The 18143-nt window shown below is 63.7% G+C and carries 14 protein-coding genes; 7 read left to right on the top strand and 7 right to left on the bottom strand.

The window, feature by feature from the left end; translation table 11 throughout:
* Window positions 1–20: 20 nt before the first annotated feature.
* Window positions 21–2714, bottom strand: coding sequence for a TonB-dependent receptor (locus V6B15_RS03115; RefSeq protein ID WP_334199984.1), 2694 nt, complete (start codon window positions 2712–2714; stop codon window positions 21–23).
* 258 nt (window positions 2715–2972) lie between these two features.
* On the opposite strand from V6B15_RS03115, the gene typA reads away from it, so the two are divergent.
* The 3 genes from typA (at window position 2973) to V6B15_RS03100 (ending at window position 7751) form a co-directional block, all read left to right on the top strand.
* Window positions 2973–4790 (top strand): translational GTPase TypA, encoded by a 1818-nt coding sequence (gene typA / locus V6B15_RS03110; RefSeq protein ID WP_334199983.1) that lies wholly within the window; start codon window positions 2973–2975, stop codon window positions 4788–4790.
* A gap of 223 nt (window positions 4791–5013) precedes the next feature.
* The gene (locus tag V6B15_RS03105; protein WP_334199982.1) at window positions 5014–6246 is read left to right on the top strand and encodes a hypothetical protein; all 1233 of its coding nucleotides are present in this window, start codon (window positions 5014–5016) and stop codon (window positions 6244–6246) included.
* Window positions 6243–7751 carry an N-acetylmuramoyl-L-alanine amidase gene (locus tag V6B15_RS03100; RefSeq protein WP_334199981.1) on the top strand — a complete coding sequence of 503 codons (1509 nt, stop codon included), beginning with the start codon at window positions 6243–6245 and terminating at the stop codon, window positions 7749–7751. Before V6B15_RS03105 ends, V6B15_RS03100 begins: the two co-directional genes overlap by 4 nt.
* 113 nt (window positions 7752–7864) lie before the next feature.
* Here the strand turns inward: V6B15_RS03100 and V6B15_RS03095 are convergent, their stop codons facing one another.
* Window positions 7865–8710, bottom strand: a complete 846-nt coding sequence (locus V6B15_RS03095) for an outer membrane protein (protein WP_253523224.1) — start codon at window positions 8708–8710, stop codon at window positions 7865–7867.
* A 202-nt stretch (window positions 8711–8912) separates the two neighbouring features.
* Between V6B15_RS03095 and putP the strand changes: the two genes are divergently transcribed.
* The 4 genes from putP to V6B15_RS03075 all read left to right on the top strand — a co-directional run bounded on the left by putP (window position 8913) and on the right by V6B15_RS03075 (window position 13377).
* Entirely contained in the window at window positions 8913–10394 is a 1482-nt protein-coding gene (gene putP / locus V6B15_RS03090) for a sodium/proline symporter PutP (RefSeq protein ID WP_334199980.1), read from the top strand.
* A 40-nt stretch (window positions 10395–10434) separates the two neighbouring features.
* Window positions 10435–12231, top strand: a complete 1797-nt coding sequence (gene ggt, locus V6B15_RS03085) for a gamma-glutamyltransferase (RefSeq protein WP_334199979.1) — start codon at window positions 10435–10437, stop codon at window positions 12229–12231.
* Between the two features lie 24 nt (window positions 12232–12255).
* Window positions 12256–12627, top strand: coding sequence for a VOC family protein (locus V6B15_RS03080; protein WP_334199978.1), 372 nt, complete (start codon window positions 12256–12258; stop codon window positions 12625–12627).
* Window positions 12628–12765: 138 nt separating this feature from the next.
* Window positions 12766–13377 (top strand): extensin family protein, encoded by a 612-nt coding sequence (locus V6B15_RS03075; RefSeq protein ID WP_442968999.1) that lies wholly within the window; start codon window positions 12766–12768, stop codon window positions 13375–13377.
* A gap of 21 nt (window positions 13378–13398) precedes the next feature.
* Here the strand turns inward: V6B15_RS03075 and V6B15_RS03070 are convergent, their stop codons facing one another.
* The 5 genes from V6B15_RS03070 to V6B15_RS03050 all read right to left on the bottom strand — a co-directional run bounded on the left by V6B15_RS03070 (window position 13399) and on the right by V6B15_RS03050 (window position 18110).
* Complete coding sequence (locus tag V6B15_RS03070; RefSeq protein WP_334199976.1) at window positions 13399–13881, bottom strand: response regulator transcription factor; 483 nt, start codon at window positions 13879–13881, stop codon at window positions 13399–13401.
* 270 nt (window positions 13882–14151) lie between these two features.
* Window positions 14152–14901 carry a proteasome-type protease gene (locus V6B15_RS03065; RefSeq protein ID WP_253523211.1) on the bottom strand — a complete coding sequence of 250 codons (750 nt, stop codon included), beginning with the start codon at window positions 14899–14901 and terminating at the stop codon, window positions 14152–14154.
* Between the two features lie 22 nt (window positions 14902–14923).
* Window positions 14924–15739 carry a transglutaminase family protein gene (locus V6B15_RS03060; RefSeq protein ID WP_253523209.1) on the bottom strand — a complete coding sequence of 272 codons (816 nt, stop codon included), beginning with the start codon at window positions 15737–15739 and terminating at the stop codon, window positions 14924–14926.
* Window positions 15739–16683, bottom strand: coding sequence for an alpha-E domain-containing protein (locus V6B15_RS03055; RefSeq protein ID WP_253523207.1), 945 nt, complete (start codon window positions 16681–16683; stop codon window positions 15739–15741). Before V6B15_RS03055 ends, V6B15_RS03060 begins: the two co-directional genes overlap by 1 nt.
* Window positions 16683–18110 (bottom strand): circularly permuted type 2 ATP-grasp protein, encoded by a 1428-nt coding sequence (locus V6B15_RS03050; RefSeq protein WP_253523205.1) that lies wholly within the window; start codon window positions 18108–18110, stop codon window positions 16683–16685. Before V6B15_RS03050 ends, V6B15_RS03055 begins: the two co-directional genes overlap by 1 nt.
* Window positions 18111–18143: the final 33 nt, after the last annotated feature.

Here is an 18143-nt window from a genome sequence, read left to right as displayed (position 1 = left end):
TTTCTAGATGCAGGCTTCGATCAGAAGCGGAACCTTGCGGCCACGCCGTAGGTGCGCGGCTGGTTCGGGTAGCCCGAGATCGCCTGCCCCTGCGCCACTGCGGGGAAGACCGTGGTCAGGTACCGGTCGTCGAGCAGGTTGCGGCCCCACACGGTCAGTTCCAGCCCCATGTCGAAGGCATAGGTGAACGATGCGTTGAGGCTGTTGACCTCGCGCTTGTAGGCTGCGGCCGCGGCGCGGGCCGGACCGAAGTCGCGTTCACCGGTGGCCGGATCGACCACAATGTAGTTGGTCAGACCGTCGACCATCTGCACCGGCGACGAGTAGGAGAAATCGCCGCGCAGGATGACACGGTCGCCGCGCGAGTTGATTTCCTTGTTGTACTGCGCGCCGAAGACGGCGGACAGTTCGGGTACGCCGGCAACCGGTTCACCGGAGAGATCACCCACGGGCGAAGCGACGAAGTTATCGTACTGCGCATCGAGATAGGTCATCGCGACGCTCAGCGTCAGCGCATCGCTGGCGTAGAACTGGCCGTCGAATTCGACCCCGAAGGTTTCCTGCTTGCCCGCATTCGACAGGATGAACGACGTACCCGTGAAGGTGTTCGCCTGGAAATCCTCGATCGACTGCTGGAAGAAGGTCAGGTTCGCGGCTGCACGGCTCCAGTTACCCTTGATGCCGATTTCGTAGACTTCCGAATTCTCGGCATTGGCGAAGCGGGTGCCCGGACGCAGGTTGGTGACCGCGAGGTCCTGCGCCTGCAGCGCGGCGAAGTCGGCCGGCAGCGGACGGCTGTCGCGCGACAGGTTGAAGCTCGGTGCCTTGTAGCCGGTCGCCCAGCTGGCATAGACATTGAGCGTCGGCGTGACTTCGTAAGCCAGGCGGACGTTCCAGCTCCAGTCGTCGTCATTGGTCGAGCAGTCCTCAACCGCGTTCGGGCAGTTCTGCATCGGCGGCAGGAACTGGAACGGGGTCAGTGCCAGCAGCGGGTTCACCGCGGGGTTGGCATCGTTGGCATCGGCGAAGGCCTGCACGCCCGCCGAAACCTGGCCGAAGGCGGCCGGGTTGGCACCGGCGAAGGCGCCGATTTCAGCTTGGCTGGCCGGACGACCGAGGCCGAGCAGCGTGCCGACCTGCGTGGCGAGACCCTGCGCGAAGATCGCCCGGTTGCCCGAGGACACCAGATCGATGTTCGAGAACACATCGGTGCTCGTCGAATTGGTGACGATCTGCTTCTTGTCCTTGGTGTAGTTCGCGCCAAGCGTGAGCACGAGACGATCGGTGATCTCGAAATCGACATTGCCGAAGATCGAGAACGCTTCGTTGTCCTGAACGATGTTGTTGAAGAAGCCCTGGCCTTCAGCAAAGAACTGGCCGGTGTAATCGGTGCCGTTCAGCGCCGAGAGCGTGGCTTCGAGCGTGTTGACATTCTGCGTGCCGCCGGTCGCACCCTGCAGCAGCAAGTCGGCGAAGGGACGAAAGCCGGGACCAAAAACGATCTGGTCCGACGTATCGACGCGTTCGTCGAAGTAATAGCCGCCGATCAGGAAGTTGAACGGGCCGTCGAAATCCGAGGCAATCCGCAGTTCCTGGGTGAAGGTTTCGATATCGGCATCGCCGATATTCGCCCCGCTCACCGCCGGAAGGCTGGTGAAGTCGACGTCCTGGTCGGCGCCGAGCTTGGTCTTGCGATAGGCGGTGATCGAGGTCAGCCCCAGCGCGCCGAAGTCGTAATCGACCTGGCCCGAGATGCCGTAGTTCTCGACGTTGTTGATTGGATCGACGTCAGTGAACACGACATCGCCATCGGGATTATTGCGGAAATCGTTGACCTGGCCGCCGAGCAGCTGGATCGCACCGATTTCGGCCGAGGTCGCCACGTTGAGCACGCCGCAGCAGCGCTCTTCGATCTTGTCGTAATCGCCGATTACGCGGACGCGCAGCGGGCCGCCATTGTCGAACAGCAGCTGGCCGCGGGTGAACCAGCGGTCGCGGTCGTTGATGTCGTCGCCATTGACGCCATTGGTCAGGTAGCCGTCACGCTTGTTGATGCCGCCGCCCGCGCTGAAGGCGACCGAATCGCTGATCGGGCCGGTGACGAAACCCTTGACGACCATCGCGTCGTAATTGCCGTAGCTGGCTTCGACCATGCCGCCGAATTCGAACTGCGGTTCCTTGGTGACGATCGAGATCACGCCCGCGCTGGCGTTCTTGCCGAACAGCGTGGACTGCGGGCCGCGCAGCACTTCGACGCGCTGGATGTCGGGAAGATCGGAGATCTGCGACACCGCGCGGCTGCGATAGACGCCGTCGACGAACATCGCGACCGAGGGCTCGAGACCGATGTTGTTGCCATCGGTGCCGAAGCCGCGGACCGAATAGCTGGTCGCGAACGAGCTCTGGTTCTGGCTGACGCGCAGCGAGGGGACCAGCGTGGCGAGATCGGCGACGTCGCGAATCTGGGCCTGCTCGATCGCTTCGGAAGTGGTCACGCTGACCGCGACGGGGGTTTCCTGCAGCGTCTGCTCGCGCTTGGTCGCGGTGACGATGATCACATTGCCGCTGGCGGGAGCGGCGATATCGGTATCGTCGGCCTCGATGTCAGCGTCGGCGTCCTGCGCCTGGGCGGCGGCGGGCAGAACCAGCGCGGCAGCGCCGGCCAGCAAGGCGGTACGAACGGACGCGTGGCGGCCGAAAGTATTGAATTTCATGAAATGTCCTCTTCTCTCAAGACGTCTTTTTGGTCTGCTGCGCAGTCCCCAAATAACGCAGGCGAGCGGCGGATTACCAGACTTGCATGCCCTCTCAAGCGTTTAGCCGACGCGTGACGCAGCGGGGGCCGCAACTGTGCCTTTCGCGTTACACCGCAACGGCTTGTCGCAGTGCAGCATCTAAGCTAGGGGCGCGCCCGAAACGCATCGTGCCGCTCATGCGTTAACGCTACGGCACGCTAACAGAAAGCACATTCCATGTCCCGCGACCTGCGCAACGTGGCGATCATCGCCCACGTCGACCACGGCAAGACAACTCTCGTCGACCAACTTTTCCGTCAATCCGGCACCTTCCGCGAAAACCAGCGCGTCGAAGAACGCGCGATGGATTCGAACGATCTGGAAAAGGAACGCGGGATCACGATTCTCGCCAAGTGCACCAGCGTCGAATGGAACGGCACGCGTATCAATATCGTCGATACGCCGGGCCACGCCGACTTCGGCGCCGAGGTCGAGCGCATCCTCTCGATGGTCGACGGGGTGATCCTGCTGGTCGACAGCGCCGAAGGCCCGATGCCGCAGACCAAGTTCGTCACCGGCAAGGCACTCGGCCTGGGCCTGCGCCCGATCGTCGTCGTCAACAAGATCGACCGCGGCGATGCGCGTCCGCAGGCCGTGCTCGACGAAGTGTTCGACCTCTTCGCCAGCCTCGATGCGAATGACGACCAGCTCGACTTCCCCAGCCTGTGGGCTTCGGGCCGCGACGGTTACGCCAGCGAAGACGAGCATGCGCGCGAAGGCAATCTGGATGCGCTATTCAAGCTGATCGTCGACCACGTCCCCGCGCCGGGCCTCGATACCGAAGCCCCGTTCAGCTTCCTCGCGACGTTGCTCGACCGCGACAATTTCATGGGCCGCGTGCTCACCGGCCGCGTCCAGTCGGGCACGGTCAACATCAACGATCCGATCCACGCGCTCGACGCGCAGGGCACTGTCATCGAAGTCGGCCGCGCAACCAAGCTGCTGAGCTTCGACGGTCTCGACCGCGTGCCGGTCGAAAGCGCCGAGGCGGGCGATATCATCGCCATCGCCGGGCTTGAGAAGGCGACCGTTTCGAACACCATCGCCGATCCGCAGATCAAGACGCCGATCGAGGCGCAGCCCATCGATCCGCCGACGCTCGCCATGCGTTTCGCCGTCAACGACAGCCCGCTGGCCGGCCGCGAAGGCAGCAAGGTCACCAGCCGCATGATCCGCGACCGTCTGTATCGCGAAGCCGAAACCAATGTCGCCATCCGCATCACCGAAAGCGCCGACAAGGACAGCTTCGAGGTTGCCGGGCGCGGCGAACTGCAGCTGGGCGTGCTCATCGAAACGATGCGCCGCGAAGGTTTCGAACTCGGCATCAGTCGTCCGCGCGTGCTGTTCCGCGAAGAAAACGGCCAGCGCATGGAGCCGTTCGAAACGGTCGTCATCGACGTCGATGACGAACATTCGGGGACGGTTGTCGAGAAGATGCAGCGCCGCAAGGCCGAGCTGACCGAAATGCGTCCCTCGGGCCAGGGCAAGACCCGCATCACCTTCTCCGCCCCGTCGCGCGGCCTGATCGGCTATCACGGCGAGTTCCTGTCCGACACGCGCGGCACCGGCATCATGAACCGCATCTACGAGAAGTACGACACCTACCGCGGCAAGATCGAAGGCCGCCAGAACGGCGTGCTGATCTCGATGGTGTCCGGCGAAGCGGTACCCTACGCGCTCAACATGCTGGAAGAACGCGGCGAGCTGTTCATCGGCGGCGGCGCGAAGATCTACGAAGGCATCATCATTGGCGAAAACGCCAAGCCGGACGACCTCGAGGTCAATCCGATGAAGTCGAAGCAGCTGACCAACTTCCGTTCGACCGGCAAGGACGATTCGATCCGCCTCACCCCGCCGCGCGTGATGACGCTGGAACAGGCCATCGCCTATATCGACGATGACGAGATGGTCGAAGTGACGCCCGAGAACATTCGCCTGCGCAAGGCGATCCTCGATCCGCACGAGCGCAAGCGGGCGAAGCGTTCGGCCGGGTAATCACCCGCCGACAGCTGACCAGATACGAAAGGGGCCGGATGATTTCCGGCCCCTTTTTCATGCTGCGCCCTGCGCCCGACCGGCCCGTGCGCCAAAATATACAATCAATGCCCGTTCGCTCGGCGTAGCCTTGGGCCAACACAAGCCAGACACAAGAACCACCGGATCGCTCACCTACGGCAAGCAAGGCCCGAAAGCCTGCAGTGCTTGCCATCGTCATCGATTGGGGGATCGAAGCCATGGCTATCTGCCCGTTATCAATGCGGCCCGCACGGTGAACGTCGCCGATCTCAAGGCCGGCGATCTCGATTCGGCAGGCCATCCCGTCCTGCATTTCTATTCGCGCAAGCCCCCCGAATATGCGGTCTACCAGACCAGGGAACGCGCGATGGTCCACTTCGCCGACGCGCCCGATGTCTCGGATGAACAACGCAAGGTGCTGGCGCAGCTCGCACCCCTGCGCGGCGAAACCAACGCGCTGATCGACGACTGGCGCGAGAAGCCCGATCGATACCACACGCTGGGCATCATCCCGCGCAGGAACGGCGCGCGCATCCGCCAGCGGGCAGCGCGCTACGATCGCCGGATCGGCGATGCGCTCATCGTCGCGCTGGAGGGCGATCTGACGGGCGCCGGGGCGGTGCTGCAGGAGATAAAGGACGACGTTATCGAGGAACGCGTCGGATGGTCGCGCTTCGAATATCTGCTGGTCGCCATCACCATCGCGTTTGCGTTCATCCTGTTCAGCATCCTGTTTGCGGTCCTGGCCATGCCGGATGTCGATAATGCTGCGGCAGCGGCGCGCAGTCTGGCCACCGACGAGGCCACTGGCTCCCGCGTCGGGCGGTGTGACGCCACACTCGACCCGCGGTGTTTTGCCGACGCCACCAATCTGTGGCGCGGCGCAATGGCGGGCGCTTTGGGAAGCTTCTTCTCGATCGCCCTCGCCATCCGCGGCCGCACCGTTCTGCCGGACCTCAACAAGGTCAACAACTGGATGGATGCCGGCCTGCGCGTCGCGATCGGCATCATCGCAGGGACCGTGCTGGTCGCGCTGGTGGTGTCGGACTTCGTCAATCTGCGGATTGGCGACGCCGGGTCAGGCGAACTGAACGAGCTTTACATCGGCATCGTCGGCTTTGTTGGCGGCTTTGCCGAACGGCTGGTCCCCGACCTGCTGGCGCGGGCGGCCGTGCAGGAAGGCGAAAGCCCCGTGCTTCGCAAACCTGAACCCAATCTCGACGCGGCTGGCGCTGCGCCCGCCGCGGTCGCGGTCGGATCGGCACCGGCCGGTAAAGTCGTCGAAGACGATGTCCCCCCCGACGACGAAACCGAGGACGGCTGCGTCGAGGATCTCGACATCAACGAGGATGACCTCACCCGCGACGAGCACCTGCCCGCTGCATCGGGCGGCGTCGCCCAGCCGGACGATGGACCCGAGGGGACCAAGGGATGAGCTATTCTCTGACATGGCTGCCCGAGGTGCTCGAGCGCGCGGGCCTCAAAGTCGCCGAAACACCCGACTGGCGTACCCGCGGACGCGGCGACATGGGCCCCGTGCGCGGGGTGCTGTGCCATCATACCGCCACCCGCGCCGGCGGTAACATGCCCACGCTCGACATGCTGATACACGGGCGGCCCGACCTCAAGGGTCCGCTGTGCCACCTCGGCCTCGGGCGCGACGGGACGTATTATGTCGTCGCCGCTGGCCGGGCCAACCATGCCGGACCGGGTGCCTGGGAAGGCCTGCGCAATACCGGCAATACACACCTGATCGGTATCGAGGGCGAGAACGGCGGACGGCCGCATGACGACTGGCCTGAAATTCAGATGGATGCCTATCGCCGCGGCGTCGCTGCGATCCTCGATCACATCGGTGCCAAGGCGAACATGTGCCTGGGGCACAAGGAATGGGCCCCGGGACGCAAGCCCGATCCGCTGTTCGACATGTCGCAGTTCCGCTCGCAGGTTGCCGAAATCCTCGCGGGCAAATCACCCCCGCCGCCGATCGCGGCAAGTGACGACCAAGACCGGCCGACCTTGCGCCGGGGAATGCGCTCGGACGCGGTCAAGACGGTCCAGGCGCTGCTCGGCCTGCAGGCGGATGGTATTTTCGGCCCCCGGACCGAAGCGGCAATCCGCGCGTGGCAGCGCACCAACGGGTTGGTGCCCGACGGCATCGTGGGTCCGCGCAGCTGGGAAATGCTCGATCTCCATCGAGACGCCCCCGACAAGCCGCCGCAGACACCGCCCCCCAAGGACGGCAACAAGGCGAGCGACACGGCGGTCATCGACCAGATCGATATCGGCCTCCTCAAGCTCGCCTTCTCCGAGAACACGCCGCAAGAGCTCGCCAAATGGGTCGAGCCGATCAAGACCGTGTGCCTGCGCTACGGCATCGACACGCGGCGCGAGATCTGCAGCTTCCTCGCCAATATCGCGGTCGAGAGCCGCGGCCTGACCCGCATGACCGAAAGCCTCAATTACAGCGTCGACGGCTTGCTGAGGACCTTCGGCCGCCACCGGATAAGCGAAGCCGACGCACGGCGGCTCGGGCGCAAACGCGGCGAACGCGGGCTGTCGCTCGCGCGGCAGGAGGAACTGGCCAATTTGCTCTATGGCGGCGAATGGGGGCGCCGCAATCTCGGAAATACCGAACCCGGCGATGGCTGGCGGTTCCGCGGCTATGGGCCCAAGCAGATCACCGGGCGCCACAATTGCACCGAGTTCGGCAAATCCATCGGCATGGCGATCGAGAAGATCCCCGACTACCTGCGCACGCGTGAGGGCGGCTGCATGGGCGCAGGCTGGTACTGGAAGTCGCGCGATCTCGACAAGTTCGCCGCGACACCCGGGCTCGAGGACGATCGCCGCGCAATCAATGGCGGGCTGCACGGCCTCGATGTGGTGCAGGAACGGTTCGACCGGCTGATGCGCGAACTGGACCGGCGCGGGGTCTGATCGGCAGCATTGAACCGGCAATGCAGGGCGCGCCACGCAAAGCAAACCTCAGTCCCGATACAAAAAGGGCGGCCACGATGTGACCGCCCTTTCCGTTTGAAGCTATCCGACGATCAGAAACGGAAGTTCAGCGTCGTGCGGATCGAATGGATGTTCAGGTTCGGATCCGAGGGACGAAGAGCGGTTTCACCCGAATCGAGCAGGAACGGATTGGTTGCAGGCGCGGTACCGGCACCCACCAGCACATAGGCATCGTCGTCGTCATAGCGCGAATAGAGATATTCGAGGCCGAACGAGATGTTGTCGGTGAGGTAGAGCTCGCCGCCGGCGCCGATCTGGCCACCCAGCTGCCAATCGTCATCATTCGTCATGGTGAAGGAATTGGCAGTGTTGGTGGTGACGAAATCGTGATCGATATCGGCATAGGCGACGCCGCCCGTGACGTAGAGCAGGCCACGGCCGCTGCCGGGCGAGACGCCGAGGCGGCCACGCACAGCGACCGATTTGTCCAGTCCGCGTACGAAGGTGTAGCTCGCCGGGGTGGTGCTGAAACCGGTCGAATAATCTTCCGATTCCGACAGCGCGCCCTCGACCAACAGGCCGGCAACTACCGGACCATTGCCGATGCGTTGGTCGAAGCCGATGCGGATGCCGTAGCCGTAGCGCGACTTGTCGTCGCTGCAGCCGTCACTGGCTTCCGCGCCATTGGCGGCGCCGTTGCAATAACCGGGGCTGAAAGCATTGGCGCCGGTCGTCGTGATGACCCCGTCGCCATATTCACCGTCGCCATCGGTGTCGAAGGTGATGCCTTCACCATTTTCGTCGTCGATTGCGTCGAGACCGAAGCTGCCGCCGACATAGAAGCCGTCGAAGAAGCGGGGTTCAGCATCCTGTGCGAAAGCAGGCTGAGCGAAGGCGCCCGCAAAAATCGCGGTGGCCAGAAATGTCGATTTTTTCATTGAAAATCCTGTTAGTTACGTGGACCCTGTTGCCGAGTAAGACGTTCGCGGAGGCAAGGCGTTCCGGCGCCCCGGTGCGATGAAACGCACGTGTCGCATTTTTGTCACAGCGGCAACTTCGCGAAACCCTTCGAATGCCGCGTAAGCGGCGGTTCGGGGCCGCGGTGGCCAGCGCGATTTCCATCTGTTAGATGCCTCGCCCATGCAGACCGGCACCTATATTTCGCTCGCCTTATATTTTGTTCTGATGATCGCGATCGGCCTATGGGCGTGGAAGCGCTCGACCGATACGAGCGAGGGCTATCTGCTCGCCGGGCGCAACCTGCCACCTGCGGTCGCCGCGCTGAGCGCCGGTGCCTCTGACATGAGCGGCTGGCTGCTGCTCGGCCTGCCCGGCGCGCTCTATGCCAGCGGGCTGGTCGAAGCGTGGATCGGGATCGGGCTGTTCATCGGCGCACTGGCCAACTGGTTCGTGGTCGCGCCGCGGCTGCGCGCGCAGACCGAAAGCTATGGCAATGCGCTGACGATCCCCGAATTCCTCGCCAATCGCTTCCCCGACAAGGCGGTCGCGCTGCGCGTGATCTCGGCGCTGATCGTGGTGGTGTTCTTCGCGGTCTATACCGCTGCCGGCCTCGTGGGCGGCGGCAAGCTGTTCGAAACCAGCTTTGCCGGCCTGTTCGGGGGTATCGGCATGAGCGATTACATGGTCGGCATCTGGATCACCGCGCTGGTGGTGCTCGCCTATACCATGGTCGGCGGCTTCCTCGCGGTCAGCCTGACCGATTTCGTGCAGGGCCTGATCATGGTCGTCGCACTGGCGGTGATGCCGCTGGTGGTGATGTTCGGCGAAGGCGGCAGCGCGGGCGGATCGCTGACCGACGTGCCCGTCGAAGGCTTCCTCAGCCTCACGCAAGGCCTCACCCTGCTCGGCTTCATCAGCGCGGTGACCTGGGGGCTCGGCTATTTCGGCCAACCACATATCATCGTGCGCTTCATGGCGATCGACACGGTCGAGAAGGTGCGTCCGGCGCGCAATATCGGCATGACCTGGATGGGCGTCGCGCTGCTCGGTTCGATCGGCATCGGCATCGCCGGCCGCGCCTTTACCGAACGCAACGGCATCGTCGTGGACGATCCCGAGACGATCTTCATCGTGCTCGCCAATTTATTGTTCCACCCGCTGATCACCGGCTTCCTGCTGGCAGCGCTGCTCGCCGCGATCATGTCGACGATCAGTTCGCAGCTGCTGGTCGCCTCGAGCTCGCTGACCGAAGATTTCTACAAGCTGTTCTTCCGCCGCCATGCCTCCGAGCGCGAGAGTGTCAATGTCGGACGGATCTGCGTCGCGCTGGTGGCGATTGCCGCGATCGTGATCGCGAGCAATCCCGATAGCGAGGTGCTCGGCCTCGTATCCAACGCCTGGGCAGGCTTCGGGGCGGCCTTCGGTCCGCTGATTATCCTCGCGCTGACCTGGGACCGGATGACCGGCGCGGGCGCGGTGGCGGGCCTGGTCACTGGCGCCGCGGTTGTCGTCGCATGGATTGCGCTGGGCTGGAATGCAGCGCTCCCGGGCATGGACCAGGGCCTCTACGAAATCGTCCCCGGCTTCATCGCTGCCTGGCTCGCCATCTGGCTGGTCAGCAAGGCGACCGCCGGAACCGCAGAGCGCCCCTTGCCAGCCTGACGCGCAATCGTCACACCGTCTCCCGATTGAGGAGACGAATATGCGAACACTACTGGCGGGCGTAGCCGCCCTCGCCCTGACTGCCATGCCTGCCGCTGCGCAGGAGACGGCCGAACAGCCCGCAATCGAACAGCAGATCGGCGCCGGCGGGCGGCCCGTAGGCGCGAACTGGGCACGCAGCCCGGTAATTGCGCAGCACGGCATGGCGGCCACTGCACACCCGCTCGCCACGCAGATCGCGCTCGACGTGCTCAAGGACGGCGGCAGTGCGGTCGATGCGGCCATCGCTGCCAATGCCGCGCTCGGGCTGATGGAGCCCACCGGCAACGGCATCGGCGGCGACCTGTTCGCGATTATCTACGATCCCGCGACCGGCGAACTGCACGGCATCAACGGGTCGGGCCGCAGCCCGCAGGGGCAGACGCTCGACCAGCTGGTCGACAAGCTCGATGGGGCGGATGCGCTGCCGCCCTATGGCGCACTGCCGATCACCGTGCCGGGCACGGTCGATGCGTGGTTCGCCATGCACGAACGCTTCGGCAAGCGGACGATGGCGGCAAACCTGGCACCGACCATCGGCTATGCGCGCGAAGGCCACCCGATCGCGCCGGTCATCGGCATGTATCTCGCCCGCTCGCTCAAGGCCTATTCGGCGCGGGAGGACCAGTTCGATTTCAGCAATGCGCGCAAGGTGTGGTTCGCAGATGGCGACGCGCCCGAGGCCGGCGAAATCTTCCGCAATCCGGACCTAGCCGACACGCTCGAAGCCATCGCCCGCGACGGGCGCGATGCCTATTACGACGGCGATCTGACCGATGTGATCGTCGATTACCTGCAGGCGCAGGGCAGCGCCTTCACGCGCGAGGATTTTGCCGCCCACCGCAGCGAATGGGTCGAGCCCGCCTGTGCCGGGTACAAGGATGGGTACGAGCTGTGCGAACTGCCGCCCAACAGCCAAGGCTTTGCCGCGCTGCAGATGGTCAATATCCTCAAGAATATCGACCTGTCGCAATGGGAGCGCGGAAGCGCCGAAGCGTTGCACTACATGGTGGAAGCCAAGCGGCTCGCCTATGCCGATGTCGCGCGCTTCTATGCCGATCCCGATTTTTCGCGCTTGCCGCAGGAATTGCTCGGCGAGGACTATGGCGCCGAACGCTTCAAGCTGATCGATCCGGCCAAGGCGACGCCCGAATTCCAGCCCGGCGAAATCGAGATTGCGCCCAAGCTCGAGGGTGAAGGCGACACTACCTACCTCACCGTGGTTGATGGCGACGGCATGATGGTCAGCCTGATCCAGTCGAATTATCGCGGCATGGGCGGCGGGCTGGTTGCCCCGGGCACCGGCTTCATGTTCCAGGACAGGGGCGAGCTGTTCAGCCTCGATCCGGCGCATCCCAATGCCTACGAACCCAGCAAGCGGCCCTTCCACACGATCATTCCCGCCTTCGTGAAGAAGGATGGCCAGCCCTATATGACGCTGGGCCTGATGGGCGGCGGCATGCAACCGCAGGGCCATGTGCAGGTGCTGGTCAATATCGTCGATTACGGCATGAACCTGCAGGAAGCAGGCGATGCCGCGCGCTTCAACCACGACGGCGGGCCGCAGCCGACCGAGGCGCTGGAAGGCCCCGCTGCCGATCCGCTGGGGACATTGTTCGTCGAACCCGGCATCCCGGCAGAGAGCATCGCCGCGCTGCGCACCATGGGCCACAAGGTCGAAGTGGTCGATAACGGCATCATGTTCGGCGGCTACCAGGCCATTGCGCGCGACCCCGAGACGGGTGTGCTGACGGGCGCCACCGAAATGCGCAAGGATGGGCAGGCATCGGGATATTGAGGGTCGCCTGAAAAGGAGAACGACATGGCAAAGGTAACCGGACTGGGCGGGGTCTTTTACGTGGTGAAGGACCCCGCCGCCACGCGCGCCTGGTACCGCGACGTGCTGGGTATCGGCGGCGAATACGGGCCGCAGTTGGAGTGGTCCGAAGAGACCGGCGACAAACCCTATTCGCTCATCAGCCATTTCAAGGACGATGGCTACATCAAGCCCGGCACCGGCGGCTTCATGGTCAATCTGCGGGTCGACGATTGCGACGCGATGGTCGAGCAGCTGAAGGCCAAGGGGGTCGAGGTGCTCGGCCATGTCGATGAGGGGTATGGGAAGTTCGCCTGGATCCTCGATCCCGACGGGGTCAAGATCGAGTTGTGGGAACAGCTCGCCGCACCCGAATAGGCCGCGCTTTCTCCTGGAAAATTGCGCTCCCCTACATATCGTTAGCGAAGAATTAAGGATGTTGGGGAGATAAGCGCGGGTATGCGACCGCATCCCGCCTTCTCTCTGCTGCTTCTCCTCAGCCTGGCAGGATGCGGCGTGGTACCTGGCTCAAAGCCCGCAGAAAGGGTCGCGCGGCAGGCGGGGTCCGTCCCCGTCAGCACCGCGCGACCCGAAATGCGCCAGTGCAATGCCGAACTGGGTCAGACCGGCTCGCGCTTTGCCCCGCTGCCCGACAAATTCTACGGCGCCGGTTGTTCGACCACCAACAGCGTCCGGCTCGAACGCGTCGGCGGGGATCACACCGAATTCACCGTGACCAACCTTGGTGCAGTGGCCTGCCCGCTGGCCAACAGCTTTGCCGGCTGGGCGCGCTACGGGGTCGATCGCGCCGCGCAGCAGATCCTCGGCAGCCCGCTCCAGCGGATCGAGACCATGGGCAGCTTTGCCTGCCGCAATGTCGCCGGCAGCGCCCGCCGGAGCGCGCATGCGCGCGCCGAGGCGATCGATGTCGCCGCCTTCGTCCTTGCCGACGGTCGCCGGATTTCGGTTCAGTCGGGGTGGAACGCCTCACAGGACGAGCGTGAATTCCTGCGCGTCATTCACCGCAGCGCCTGCAAGCGGTTCGGCACGGTACTGGGACCCGACTACAACCGGGCCCATGAAGACCATTTTCACCTGGAATATGGCAGCGGGAACTACTGCCGCTAGGGTTGAGCCGCCGCGCGCCTGTTACATCGCAAAGGGCGTATCCTCGTCGAGCTTTGCTTCCAGTCGCAGGCGGACCGCCTGCGCGGAATGATCGGTACCCAGTTTCGACATCAGGTTTGCGCGGTGGATTTCCACCGTGCGCGGGCTGATCCCCAATTCGCGCCCGATCATCTTGTTGCTGCAGCCCTCGGCCAGCCAGTCGAGCACTTCGCGTTCGCGCGGGGAAAGCGTGGCGATCTTGTTGCGCGCTTCGACCATCTTGCGGCGCGCCTGGACATGCGCATCGACATCCTTGCCGATCCGGCCAAGCGCTTCGGCCAGCCGTTCGGGTTTCAGCGGCAGCGCGACATAATCCAGCGCCCCCGCTTTCACCGCATCGACGATGCAGGCTGGTCGGGGTTCACGCGCGGTGGCGATAACCGGTAGCCAAACGCCCTTTTGAGCCAGCTCGTTCAGGACCGACGCGACCCCGCCATCGGCGGGATCGTCACGCGCCAGGATCACTCCCTGCTCGGGTGGTCGCTGCAAGAATTCGGCGGCGTTGGAATAGGTTTCACAGTGATGGCCAAGTCCAAAACCCAGATGGGCTTGTTCTGCCCGGCCACGACTTGAGCCTCCTACAATATGGAGAATTTGGCGCTCGTTCATTTGGAGTACCTTACCTCTATGACAAAGCCCCCGCCACAAAATATTAGTTAATATAACCGGCCTTATTCAGCTGCCGACCTAACTACGAACAGTTCTCAATAGCAATTTGTATATTCGCGACAGAACCTAGTCTTCGCTTCTGTAAAAACTATAATCGGGCAGCGAGTGGAACGCATTTTTCAGCGCATCGCCCCAGCTCGACGAGATTGCCTGGAAGTACGGATCGTCATGATTGACTCGGTGTTCGTGCTTGGGTTCGAATACATCGCGTTCGATGACCTGCAGGTCGAGCGGCAGCCCGACCGAGAGATTCGCCTTGAGCGTCGAATCGAAGCTGACCATCAGCAATTTGACCGCATCTTCGAGGCTCATGGTGCGGTCGTAGCCGCGGATGATGATCGGGCGACCGTATTTGGTCTCGCCGATCTGGAAGAACGGCGTGTCGTGGCTGGCCTCGATGAAATTGCCTTCGGGATAGACCATGAACAGGCGCGGCTCCATGCCCGCGATCTGGCCTGCGACGATGATCGAGGCAGTGAACCGGCCCCGCCCCTTCACCCCGTTGGCCTCCTGCCGGTCGGCGATGATCGTGCGCAGCAGCTTGCCGATTTCGGTCACGACCTGGAACATGGTCGGCGATTGCAGGATGATGTTGTCGCGCTCGTCGGGTTCTTTCATCCGTTCTTCGAGCTGGCTGATCACCGCCTGCGTACTGGCGAGATTGCCCGCGGTCATCACCGTGATGATCCGCTCTCCCGGCACATTCCAGGTGAACATCTTGCGAAACACGGAAATGTTGTCGACGCCCGAATTGGTGCGCGTATCGCTCATCAAGACGAGTCCGGTGTCGAGCACCATTCCCACACAATAGGTCATCGTATTCGTCCTCTCGGCAGTTCTATTGCTGCACTTGCTGTTGTTCGACCGCGACATCGACCTCGAGTACGGTCGAGGTGGTCCCGAAACTGATCCCGGTGACCGGCGCGGCATCGCGGTAATCGCGCCCCGTGGCGACGCGCACATAACGCGCATCGGGGCTGATCCCGTTGGAGATATCGAAGCCGACCCAGCCCAGTTCCGCGACATAGGCTTCGGCCCAGGCGTGGCCCGCTTCCTGGTCGATCCGGTCGTTCATCATCAGATAGCCACTGACGTAGCGCGCCGGGATGCCCAGCGACCGGGCGATACCGATAAAGATATGCGCATGGTCCTGGCACACGCCATTGGCGGCGGCGAAGGCTTCTTCGGCGATGGTGCGGGAATGCGTGGTCCCGGTCTTGTATTCGACCCGCTCGAGAATGCCTGCGGACAGGCGGTGGAGCATGTCGAGCCGGCTTTCGTCCTCCCGGCCCATTTCCGCGGCCAGCTTGCGCATGCCCGGGCCGGGCTGCGTCTGCCCGGTCTGGCCGAGGAAGCTCCAAAGCGGCAGATGCCCGGCGTGGCGCCCGATGACGCCCGCGTGGTCATGCGTATCGACCGTCCCGCGGCAGGTCACCGTGACATCGCGCGCGCCGGTTTCGACCGCGACCAGCGTCACCGTGTTGTGATGCTGGTCCTCATAGGTGAGCTCGGGATGCGCGTGCTCGTAATCCATGTGCCATTCGAGGATTTCCTGTCCCTGCGTTTCCTTGGGCGTCAGCCGCAGGCGCTGGAGGCCGTGGATCACCGGCGTATCGAAGCGGTAACGGGTGGTATGGCGGATCGAGAGGCGCATCAGGCAAGGAACCGATAGTCTTTGGCGATCGCAACCCCGATCGCGGCGTTTGAAGCCATGAAATCGACGAGGAACTCGTGCAGTCCCTGTTCGAACACGTCCTCGATAGTGAGATCGGCAATTCGCGTATCGGCGTCGCGCATCAGCGTGTTGCTGGCGCCTTCCCGGCCATGCAGCCGCGCCAGCGCGGCGAGATTGGCGCGCAATTCGGAATGGCAGAAGGCCAGGCTGCGGGGGAAGCAATCGTCGAGGATGAGGAATTCGCAGATCCCGCGCGCATCGATCTGGCCCGCATTGAGCCAGCGATAGGCGCGATCGCCCGAAACCGAGCGCAGCACCTGGTCCCATTGCCCGGTATCGAGGCTCGACCCGACGTAGGAGAGCGAGGGCAGCAGCAGATAGTATTTGATGTCGAGAATCCGCGCGATGCTGTCGCCGCGTTCGATGAAGGTGCCCGCTTGCGCGAAGTGATAGCCTTCGTCGCGCAGCATCGAGCCTTCCATCGCGCCATGTGCGAGCGTCCCGGCGCGCCGGATCGTGGCCACCGTGTCGAGCACGCGGTTCTCGCCTACCGGACGGGACAGCTGTTCCTGCGTCTCCAGCCAGTTCTCGTTGATCGCTTCCCACAATTCGCCGCTGATGGCGTTCCGCGCGAGCCGCGCATTCTGGCGCACCTGGCCGAACATGGCGAGGATCGAGGAGGCATTGTCCTTGTCGCGCAGCATGTAATTCCACGCCTGTACGCCGGTATAGCTTGCATGCTTGGCTTCGTAGCCCGCACGTTGCCCGGCGGTGGCAATGACCGAGCGCCATTCTTCTTCCGCCGTGACCAGATCACGGGTCAGCGCCATGCGCAGCCCCGCATCGAGCAAGCGCGCGGTGTTCTCCGCCCGCTCGAGATAGCGGAACATCCAGAACAGGCCATTGGCGGTCCGGCCGAGCATCAGTCCTTGAGCACCCAGGTATCCTTGGTGCCGCCCCCCTGGCTCGAATTGACCACCAGCGAATCCTTCTTGAGCGCGACGCGCGTCAGCCCGCCGGGGGTGATGTCGATCTTGTCGGGGGAAACCAGCACGAACGGGCGCAGGTCGACATGGCGCGGGGCGAGCCCCTTCTTGGTGAAGATCGGGCAGGTGGACAGCGCCAGCGTCGGCTGGGCAATATAATTCTCGGGCCGCGCGACGAGCTTCTTGCGGAAGGCCTCGAGCTCCTTTTTCGAGGCGGCGGGCCCGATCAGCATGCCGTATCCGCCCGATCCGTGGACTTCCTTGACCACCAGCTCGGCGAGGTTGTCGAGCACGTATTTGCACGATTCCTCGTCGGCGCAGCGATGCGTCTCGACATTGGGCAGCAGCGGTTTCTCACCGGTATAGAATTCGACAATTTCGGGCATGAAGGAATAGATCGCCTTGTCGTCGGCCACGCCCGTTCCCGGGGCATTGGCGATCGTCAGGCGGCCCGCGCGATAGACGTCCATCAGCCCCGGCACACCCAGCACGCTGTCCTCGTTGAAGGTCAGCGGATCGAGGAATTCGTCGTCGACGCGGCGATAGATCACATCGACCGGGTGATAGCCGCGCGTGGTGCGCATCGCCACGCGGCCGTCGATCACGCGCAGGTCGCTGCCCTCGACCAGCTCGGCACCCATCTGGTCGGCGAGGAAAGCGTGTTCGAAATAGGCGGAGTTGTAGATCCCCGGGGTCAGCACGGCGACCGTCGGCTTGCCGCGCGTGCCTTCGGGCGCGCACGCGGCGAGGCTCTTGGCCAGCCGGCGCGGGTAATCGGAAACCTGTTCGACCGGGACGCGCATGAACAGTTCGGGGAACATCGCCATCATGGTTTCGCGGTTTTCGAGCATGTAGCTCACCCCCGAGGGGGTGCGCGCATTGTCTTCGAGCACGTAGAATTCGTCCGCCCCGGTGCGCACCAGGTCGATCCCGACGATATGCGTGTAGATCCCGCCCGGCGGCGTGAAGCCAACCATGTTCGGCAGCCAGGCCTTGTTGTTGCGGAACAGGCGTTCGGGGATACGGCCCGCGCGAATGATCTCCTGCCGGTGGTAGAGATCGTGCATGAACGCGTTTAGCGCGGACACGCGCTGCTCGATCCCGCGCGACAGCTTGCGCCATTCGGCGGCGGTAATCACCCGCGGCACCATGTCGAACGGGATCAGCCGTTCCTCGGCCTCGCCATCGCCATAGACGTTGAAAGTGATGCCGGTCTTGCGGAAATTGGTTTCGGCTTCGGCGTGCTTGCGCCGCATGAGGCCATTGTCCTGCCCGTCGAACCAGTCGCAGTATCCTGAGTAGGCCGGACGTACCCCGCCATCGGGCTGGTACATTTCGTCGAAGTAAGCGGTGTCGCCGGTCATAATCCCCCAGGGGCGCCCGGCACCTCGCGCGCC

Origin of the sequence: Qipengyuania sp. Mu-71, assembly GCF_036867055.1 — a bacterium.
GTDB lineage: Bacteria > Pseudomonadota > Alphaproteobacteria > Sphingomonadales > Sphingomonadaceae > Qipengyuania > Qipengyuania profunda.
The sequence above is the reverse complement of the archived record's forward strand: the minus strand, read 5'-3'. Positions and strand labels throughout refer to the sequence as shown.